Source organism: Bacillus cereus group sp. BfR-BA-01430 (assembly GCF_022663115.1).
GTDB classification, from domain to species: domain Bacteria; phylum Bacillota; class Bacilli; order Bacillales; family Bacillaceae_G; genus Bacillus_A; species Bacillus_A cereus_BD.
The window spans coordinates 820,615-829,794 of the sequence record NZ_JAKUEW010000001.1; the positions used below are offsets into that span (position 1 = coordinate 820,615).

Sequence of the window (9,180 nt, forward strand, 5' to 3'; positions counted from 1 at the left end):
AGTTTTTTCGCATGCTTATTCAGTTGTGGAATGCTCATCGTTTCAATTGTCATCATGATTACCTTCTAAGCTTGAAATATTTTTTGACAAACAAGCAGTAAACACCAAACGCCCACACCAAGTAGTACAGATATATGAAGTGAGAAGGAGTGTTTTAAACCAAGATATACGATAAATAACAGCAATGCTGATGCAGGAAATCCATATAATACTCCTAAGGCAAATTGGCTTAAATCTTGTTTGCTCCCGCCTTCAACAGAAATCCAAAATAAGCTAAGCAAACTAATAAGGGGAAGAGCAGCAATGAAACCGCCAATTGTACTATAATGTTTCGCTAATTCTGTTACGCCCCCGATAATGAGAGCTGAAACAATGACTTTAACGAGGAAATGCATGTTGTGCCTCCTTTGCAAGTATGGAAAAAGCTTGTTCAATTACTTGCTGTTCTTCTTTTGATAATTGTGATTCCAATATTTTTAATTTCTTTTCATCTAATAAAGTATGTTTCATGAGTGCTTCTTTACCTTTAGCAGTCAATGCGAGATTCACGACTCGTTCATCCTTTTTATTCCGTTCCTTTAAAATAAGATCTTTTTGAATGAGCCTTTTGACATGTTCGGATGCTGTATTATGAGAGAGATTTAGTTCAGATGCAATCTTGCTAATTGTTGTTTCTGCTTCTCGGGAAGTGATTTGAAGAATTCGAATCGCTTGATGAGATAGATTATCTTCATACTCGTATCGTAAATGATAGTAAATCGTTTCCCAGTTCTGATTGATATGTTTCATAATAAGAAAGTCCTTCCGTTTTTTAATTATATCGTATAATAAGATATAATCGTTTATCAAGATATAAATTCCTTTTTATTATAGAAAAAGTTTATTTTTCTTGAATTTTAAGGTACTCTTACTGTAAGGGCATACACATAGTAAGAGAGAGGATGATATCGTTGAATACATTTAAATGGATTAGTCATGAAAAAATGTATGTAGATCAAATACATGTTGAAAAATGTGGTCCTCTTTCAGTTGGGGTTTATGGCGGGAATCAAGAAAGTGATGCGTATGAAAGAGGAGATGCAGTACTAGCTTGGTGGGATACGCAATTTGAATTTGTGATGATTTTTGATGCCCATCATAAAACGAAAACGATTCAATATATTATAGATGCAATTTCGGAGAGAAGAGAAAAGTTACAAGAATTGTTCTCATATCCTGTCCATCTGGCATTTCATCATACACATATGTATTTATTAGCACTCTTTACAGATGAATTGTTCATTGAGAAATGTGAAGAAGAGAATGAAGAACTTGCATGCTTAATTTGTTTGCGAAAAGGTGAATTTTTATATTGGTTATCTGTTGGAGAGTGCTTTGCCTATTTATTTCACTCTGAACGAGAGAAGAAGGGTAAAGGAAGGCTTAACCAGCGTAAATATTATGAATGTATTGGAAGAAGAAATATTTTTGCAGCAAATACACCTTGTTTTACTTCAGGAGTTCGTGGTTTAGAACGGGGAGTGAATCATATTGTGATGGTAACAGATGGGATTTTAGATTGCGATAAAAAAATGTTAGAAGATGATCAATCATTGTTTGATGTATTACATAGTACGGGATGCTTGCAAATTGAACCTGTTTTAGAGAATGTTCTTAAATGGAAAGGAAGAGATTGCGCTACTATTATTGGGTGGTCGATTGATACAGAAAAGAACAAACGTATAAATGAATATAAATAGAAAAAGGAGCTCAGAGTATGTATGAATCTGAGCTCCTTTTTTATTTACTGAATGCGAATATGATAGGTTTTTAACCATTCGTTCGTTTGTAGCATATATTCCATTGTACTTCTCGCATCTAAATCATTAATTTCTTGATTCGTTTGATTTGCAATTGCAAGCAATGTGGAATGATCAATGAGTGAGAAGATTGGATTGTTTTTATTGCTACACATATCAAGCGTTAAATGACGGATGGCTTGTAAATAATTCGGGTCTTGTGAAGTTGGATAAGCGCTTTTTCTTCGGTTGCGAACATCATCAGGTAAGACGCTTTGTAATGCCCGACGTAAAATCCCTTTTTCAATATTATCAATTCTTTTTACATCAAAAGGTACGTTCCATAAATATTCTACGAGTCGATAATCACAAAACGGTACGCGAACTTCAAAGCCAACAGCCATGCTCATGCGATCTTTTCGGTCCAGTAAAAATGGTAAAAATCTTGTTAAGAATAAATAAAACATTTGACGTTGTTTTGCTTCTTTTTTATTTTCACCCGGGAGGATCGGAACTTCCTGAACGGCCTCTTGGAATCGATTCGTAATATAACGATGCAGATCGCATTGTTTCTTTCCTTCATCTTGTAAGAGGAAGGAAGAGTTTTTCCAGTTTGTGAGCCAAGGGAACTGATCTACATATAATAGTTCTTCTTGATGAAACCAAGGGTATCCGCCAAATACCTCATCTGCTGATTCGCCAGAAAGAGCAACAGTAGCGTCTTTTTTCATTTCCTGAAATAGTAAATATAGTGAAGTTTCTATCTCGCCGGCACTCGGTAAATCTTTTGCATAAAGTGGTACGAATAAGTGATTTGCTAATTCTTCTGCATTTACAATAATATCGTGATGAGTTGTTCCGACATGTTCAGATACTCGTTTTACCCATGGAGCATCTAGACCAGTGCGAGAAAAAGTTAACTCAAAATCTTTGGCGCTGTTTACAAAGTCAATGGAATACGTATGAAGTGTTTTATTTTCTTTTGCAAATTCCTTTCCTGCTAGAGCAGTAATACCACTAGAATCTAAACCGCCGGATAACATACAAACGAGAGGTACATCAGCAATGAGTTGTCGTTTTACAGTGTCTTGTAGAATGGAAAGAATATGTGAGGTTGTTTCTTCTGGAGTATCTGTATGTTTTTTACTTGTTAAATTCCAATACCTGTTTACTACCTTTTTATCTTTTGTAAATGTGATATAGTGTCCGGCACGCACTTCTTTTATATGTTTCAATACACCGCATCCTGGAGTTCGAAATGACCCGAGCCCAAATATTTCATTAATACCATTTTCGTCAATTTCAGCAGACACGGACGGGTGAGCAAGTAACGCTTTCATTTCTGAGCCGAAAATAATACTATCGTTGCGATCGGTATAAAAAAGTGGTTTGACGCCTAAATGATCTCGTGCTAAAAAGAGTTGTTGTTTTTGTTCATCCCATATTGCGAAGGCAAAAATACCATTTAAATGTTGCACGCAGTCTTCTTTCCATTCCAAGTAAGCATGGAGCAATACTTCTGTATCTGAATATGTTTCAAATGTGTGTCCATTCCTTTTTAAGATTTCTCTTAGTTCTCGAAAATTATAAATTTCACCATTATATGTGATGGCGAATGTATAATCACCAGCCTTATATGTTTTTGGCTGTGCTCCACCTTTAGGGTCAATGACAATTAAACGACGATGTGCGAATGCTGCTCGCGGGGATAACCAAAAGCCTTCTGCATCTGGGCCACGGTGCTTAATACGGTTTGCCATAGCCTGTAAAATATGTTGTTGATTTGAAAGGTCTTCTCTCCAATCGACCCAACCTGTAATTCCACACATATGTCTCATCTCCTAATTATAAAATAGTGATAGATTAATAAAATGAAATGTATAGCTAGATAAAATCTAACTTTATAAATAGTATACTAGATGAAATAAATTGTAGACTTGAGAAAATATTCTCAGAAATTTTTAGTAGAACAGTAATCCTGTTGTGTCATATACAATATTGCATATAAATGTCCAAACAAAAATGGAATAAGATGCATTACATATAGTATGTTTTTATTTCATCTAAACTTTACAATCTGTATAGACTGTAAAAAAGATATTAATTTTATCCCGCTATTTTAGGGCAGTAAGATTCCTACTTTAAGCTTTAGGGTGGGAGTAGGTGGCTCGTTTTGTAATGATGAACTTTCTCGTTATCGAAAGAATGAAAGGGAGGTTGTTAAGTCATTTGATTGATCAATATAAGAATATACACATTCAATATGAGAATTTAGATTCATTTCATTTTATATATGATAAACCATTTATTTTGTCCGTCATGTGGAATGGGGTGAAATATGAATTTTTAATTAGAGTAAGGTCAAACTCTTCTAGAATGATTGTTTTAGGATCTGGAGCGGGAGGATATCATGAGAATCCAATTGGGCCACCGATTTTCCAACGACATTCTTGGATAAATGATTTACATGATACTGTTATTTATTATAATGATCCTACTTTGTATTTAGGTAACATTTTGCTAGGGTGGGGGCAAGGGACAAAAGAACGATATTATTTAAAAGATATTGCAACCATCCTTACAAAGTTAATCGAAAAAACAAAGGTACTCCATAAAAATGTTCTATTTTTTGGTAGTTCAGGCGGCGGATTTATGTCTTTAATGTTAGCTGGGTTTCTTAAGGATACAGTCGCTCTTGTCAATAATCCGCAAACTTGCTTAACAAAATGGATTTCAGGCCCAGTACAAAATGTATTTCGGCATAGTTATTCTGGTTTATCTGAAGAAGAAATTATAGAAAAATATCGAGAAAGAATAAATGTAATAGAATTTTATAAAAGTATACAATACGTTCCAGAAATACATTATGTACAAAATGTAGCTTGTGAATTTGATGTTGTGAACCATATGATCCCTTTTATTGAAGGGCTGAAGAATATAAAAGACAATGGCATTATCAATCATGTCTACTTTGATTTATATCATAAAATAGTAGGAGATACGATGCTCGCAAATCATGTGGCATTAGGAAAAGAAGAAACGATTCACTATTTAAATCATTTACATGAATTTAGGTTTAATAAAAACAAAGAAGTAGAGTAATAAAATGATGTTTCTAATATAGTGAAATGTTATTTTGTGAGTAAATTTTTTTTGAAAAGTGTGTTCTATACGCTATATAAAAAGGAATAAATGAAAGAAGAAGGGACTGACCTTGATTAGCGGGCTAGTCCCTTCTCTTTAAAAAGTAGTTACGAATAGAGCATGAGGGTGCTGCGTCTTATATTCTTTTTTCCATGGAATGTTTAATTGTTCCCAAGTTTGTCCGCTATTTATAGATTGAAAGACGCCATTATTATTTAAAGCATAAAACGTATGAGGTTCTGCTGGATTCGTAGCAAGCATGGAAATGACTGTACCGATTGCAGATGGTAAGCCTTTATGTACTTGCTCAAATGGGGTATCCTTCGTTTTTCGATACATATAGGATTCATAAGGGATACGGTGGTGAGCTAAGTCAGCGCTTGGTGCGGCAGAAACAAGAATTGTATCACAATCAGCTGGATCAATTGCCATACTATATAGATAATGATGTTCTAACCCTTCACTGCATGAAGTCCAAGTATTACCATTATCATAGCTTTCGAGATATGCTCGTTCAGGTCCGTTCATAAATCCATCACCACATGATGCGTATAGACGGTTAGGAACATCATCGTGCATGAGTAACTGATGGGCGTCAATTGGTGCACCGAACTTTTTATCGCTCCATGTCTGTCCATTATCATTACTTTGAATAACGGCGCCAGCTTCGATAGATACATGTATTGTATTTTCGTTATGAGGATCTACTGTAATCCAACGTACATGATGTGTAAAGGGACGAGGTGGAAAAGCCCATGTATAGGAAGATAATAATGATTTCATCGTTTTTAGTTCTGTCCACGTTTCTCCTCCATTTTCTGAACAGAATAACGCACTAGGTTCTGTTCCAACATAAATAGTGCCGTAGCCGTTCTTTTGTTTTGCAGGGCTTATAGTAATCGAAGTAATAGCAGAATGCAGAATCCCATCTTCTTTCGGAAAATCAAAATAGCGATAGGCATCGCCAATTGGTCTCCAAGAATCTCCTTTATCATCGCTTACCCATAATCCTCGTCCAAAAGTACCGCAGTAAATACGATTCGGTTGGAATGGATCAACTGCGATACAAGTAGGCTGCATATTTTGTAAGTGGCATTGAATTTGGAAGTCACCATCTTTCTCTTCAGCAACAACAATTTCACGCTCCATACAAAGAAATAATCGCTTCAAATGAAACGCCTCCTTTTTAAGTTGTACATTATTAAACAATATGAGAAAGAAAGAGAAGTAGTCTTGTTTTTTTTGAGAAAAAGGAATCGAGCATGAAAATGACGAAGAGGGTATAGGAAGGGTGTAACAGATACATTACGATAAGAATAAGTGCTATGAATGTAAGTAACAAATATGTGAAAAGAAGAAGTCCATATACAGCATTCAATGATTCGGAGATAATTTGCAAAGTATGAAAGAAAAAAGATAAGAAAAAGTGTCATAACATTTGCCTTGCAACATACATATATATAATGTGGCCACAAACAGTTTGGAAGGTAAATATTTCATGGAATTATTTTACTTATAAAGTTTCACCTTTTATAGTTAAATCAGTAATTGATAAAGATTATCATCTATAATCATTGTAGAAAGGAGTTTTTAAAAAAGTGAGTAGTCAACTCCGTTTTGCTATTGAAAATCGAAAAAAGCAATTGATTGATCAGTTAATTGGGGCAGGGGTATTTAAAATTCTCGATCGACAATTATATGAGCTTTCATTAGAGGAACTAGAAAAAGAGTACAAGAACATTAAGAAATACGCTGAAATTCAGGCATAGTTATATAGATATAGAATAAATCAGAAGAGCCGTTTATGTTGGGTGCAGCATAAACGGCTCTTCGTTATTTTGTAGAAATGATGTTTTGAATTTCTTTCATTGGGCGTAACCAGTTTTGCGTGATCATTTGCTCTAATTTCTCTTCATCTTTCTCTTGTAAAGCTTTAATCATGAAATGATGCTCTTCAATCGATTGCTTTGCTGGAGTAAGAGCTTGAAAAAATATATATTCAAGGCGTAATACATGAAGGTGAAGGTTGGCTAAGAAAGGTTCGATATATGTATTTTTTGATATTGCTACTATTTTATTATGAAATGCTACATCTAATTGTAACGTTTTTTTTGTATTTTTCTCAAGCAATGCTGTTTGAAATGCAGAATTGATTTGCGAAAGCTCTACAATATCAGTCTCATTGATATGCTTCATAGCTTGTTTTCCAACGATGGTATGAAGCCCAGCGATTGTTTCATACATGATAGGTACGTCTTCTAATTTTATTGGTGCAATTTTTGTTTTTTGTCCCGGTACCATCTCGACTAGTCCTGAAAGTTCTAATACTTGAAGTGCTTCCCTAACGGGTGTTCGACTTACTCCTAAAGCTTTAGCCAGCTCTCCATCATGAATCTTTTCATCAGGTTGTAAGACCCCTTCAATAATCCAGTCTTGTAATTGATTTAAAACGAGTGATTTAGCGGATAATCTTTCTTGTTTTTGATAATTTTGAGGAATAGGCATAATGAAGAAGAACTCCTTTCGCTATTTACTTCCTATTTTCTTTTTTGTTTGAACAAGCCGTAATTTTGGTTTCCCTTCATCAGGTTTTTGGCTCAATAAAAGTACCATTACGATCACGCAAATTGTGCCTAGTAGTTGAAATGATTGAAAGGGAACATGCAAAATAAGAACACTTGAAAGAATTGCTGCAAGAGGTTCTGTGCAACCAAATAATGTTGTTTCTTTTGGAGTTAAGTATCGTATGCTGTCTAAATATAAATAAAATGCAATGAGTGTACCAAAGATGATAACGAATGCGATTAAAAGTAAGTTTTGGATGTGGAGATATTTCATGCTAGATAGTAAGATAAATTCATTTGTAGAAAAGAAGTGTAACATTGTTACACCAATCCCCCCGATGATCATTCCCCATCCCACAATAACTGCTGAAGACCATCTATCTAATAACTCTTTTGAATATAAACTATAAAATGCTAATGATAATCCTGATAAAATACCCCAAATGATAGCAGGAGCAGAAACAGAAAGGGTATGAATAGAACCATTTGTTAATAAAAAGAATGTTCCGATTAAAGAAAGTGTAATGGAAATAAAGTCAATGATTTTCGGGCGAATCTTCCACTTGAAGATTAAGTATACAGTGATGAAAATAGGTGCTAAATATTGCAATAATGTTGCAATCGCAGCGTTTCCTTCACGAATAGATGCAAAATAAGTATATTGGACAGCTAGCATACCTAGTAATCCGAATAAAATCATTTTATTCGCATCACTTTTTTGTTTCCAAATCCCGAATATTTCATGTTTTTTACTACGAAATGATGCAAATAAGAGCAATAGAAAGCCTGATATAAGTAGGCGAATTGTTACAAGCCATTCGGCAGATACACGTTCTTGTTGGAAAAGCTGTTGTGCAGCAGTCCCGGATAATCCCCATAAACTGGCTCCTATAATCACCATTATAATTCCTTTTAACCTAGCTGAATTCATAATAAAAGCCTCCTTTCTAGAGGAAATGCATTGAAATATGTAATACAATATGCAATATATCACGAATAATAATAAAAATAAATGGAATTTTTAAAAAATAAATCAGATAATAGATGGAGAGATGGTAAAGGGTTGGAGGGGGAGATTTGATGATCGGCGGTTTTATCATTTGTTTTTTGTTAGGTATGTTAATCATCATGTTAGGATACCAAATTCACATAAAAAAGAGATTATTTCTTTTAGCAGGATATCAAGAAGAAACGTTTGTAGGGGATAAAGAAAAACTTGCAAAAATATCAGGATTTTTTTCTTATACAATCGGCATTATCACGATTTTATTGCCATTTGGTTTAGAAACAATTGGTGACAATGCTGGAATTGGCTATGCGGCATTTGTTGTCATCAGTACAATTGTAGTTATGATATGGGGAAATGTAATAAATAAGCCAAAAAAAGAAAAATAAGAATAAGAATAAGCTGGTTACCTAGGAGGGGAACCAGCTTATTTAACTTTATCTTGCTATTTATAAGCAGTAACACTTTTATTGAGAGTTGTTGTTTCAGCGAGTATTCCTTGGATATTCGTAGGAATTATCTTTCCGATTATATAGGCTCATTCTATTTACCATAAATAAAAAAATATAGGGAATTCTGAACTGTACCCCGAATCGTGGACACTTAAAAAAAGTCCATAATTCGGGGTTTTTGTGTATTTTTATAAGCAAACCTCGTTATAATGGATACAACGATATAAGTGAGGTAC

The 9,180-nt window shown here is 34.4% G+C and carries 10 protein-coding genes; 4 read left to right on the top strand and 6 right to left on the bottom strand.

Features of this window, described 5'->3' with window-relative positions; all coding sequences use genetic code 11:
* Positions 1-65: 65 nt before the first annotated feature.
* Positions 66-395, bottom strand: coding sequence for a DUF3147 family protein (locus tag MR058_RS04335; protein WP_242142795.1), 330 nt, complete (start codon positions 393-395; stop codon positions 66-68).
* On the bottom strand, positions 379-789 hold the full coding sequence (locus MR058_RS04340; protein ID WP_242142796.1) for a MarR family winged helix-turn-helix transcriptional regulator: 411 nt from the start codon (positions 787-789) through the stop codon (positions 379-381). Before MR058_RS04340 ends, MR058_RS04335 begins: the two co-directional genes overlap by 17 nt.
* Before the next feature lie 152 nt (positions 790-941).
* Between MR058_RS04340 and MR058_RS04345 the strand changes: the two genes are divergently transcribed.
* Positions 942-1,739: a PP2C family serine/threonine-protein phosphatase gene (locus MR058_RS04345; RefSeq protein ID WP_242142797.1), complete on the top strand. Its 798-nt coding sequence runs from the start codon at positions 942-944 to the stop codon at positions 1,737-1,739.
* A gap of 44 nt (positions 1,740-1,783) precedes the next feature.
* On the opposite strand, the gene asnB is transcribed toward MR058_RS04345, so the two are convergent.
* Positions 1,784-3,607, bottom strand: a complete 1,824-nt coding sequence (asnB, locus tag MR058_RS04350; protein WP_242142798.1) for an asparagine synthase (glutamine-hydrolyzing) — start codon at positions 3,605-3,607, stop codon at positions 1,784-1,786.
* Between the two features lie 334 nt (positions 3,608-3,941).
* On the opposite strand from asnB, the gene MR058_RS04355 reads away from it, so the two are divergent.
* A complete protein-coding gene (locus tag MR058_RS04355; protein WP_242142799.1) occupies positions 3,942-4,880 on the top strand; it encodes a glycosyl transferase family 2 in 939 nt (312 codons plus the stop codon).
* 138 nt (positions 4,881-5,018) lie between these two features.
* Here MR058_RS04355 and MR058_RS04360 read toward each other — a convergent pair whose 3' ends face one another.
* Entirely contained in the window at positions 5,019-6,092 is a 1,074-nt protein-coding gene (locus tag MR058_RS04360) for a WD40/YVTN/BNR-like repeat-containing protein (protein ID WP_242142800.1), read from the bottom strand.
* Positions 6,093-6,520: 428 nt separating this feature from the next.
* Between MR058_RS04360 and fbpA the strand changes: the two genes are divergently transcribed.
* Positions 6,521-6,691, top strand: coding sequence for a Fur-regulated basic protein FbpA (fbpA, locus tag MR058_RS04365; RefSeq protein ID WP_087098360.1), 171 nt, complete (start codon positions 6,521-6,523; stop codon positions 6,689-6,691).
* Positions 6,692-6,755: 64 nt separating this feature from the next.
* Here the strand turns inward: fbpA and MR058_RS04370 are convergent, their stop codons facing one another.
* The gene (locus MR058_RS04370) at positions 6,756-7,427 is read right to left on the bottom strand and encodes a GntR family transcriptional regulator (RefSeq protein WP_242142801.1); all 672 of its coding nucleotides are present in this window, start codon (positions 7,425-7,427) and stop codon (positions 6,756-6,758) included.
* A 21-nt stretch (positions 7,428-7,448) separates the two neighbouring features.
* The gene (locus MR058_RS04375; protein ID WP_242142802.1) at positions 7,449-8,417 is read right to left on the bottom strand and encodes a DMT family transporter; all 969 of its coding nucleotides are present in this window, start codon (positions 8,415-8,417) and stop codon (positions 7,449-7,451) included.
* Positions 8,418-8,566: 149 nt separating this feature from the next.
* On the opposite strand from MR058_RS04375, the gene MR058_RS04380 reads away from it, so the two are divergent.
* Positions 8,567-8,881, top strand: coding sequence for a DUF3784 domain-containing protein (locus MR058_RS04380; RefSeq protein ID WP_242142803.1), 315 nt, complete (start codon positions 8,567-8,569; stop codon positions 8,879-8,881).
* The last annotated feature ends 299 nt before the right edge of the window (positions 8,882-9,180 follow it).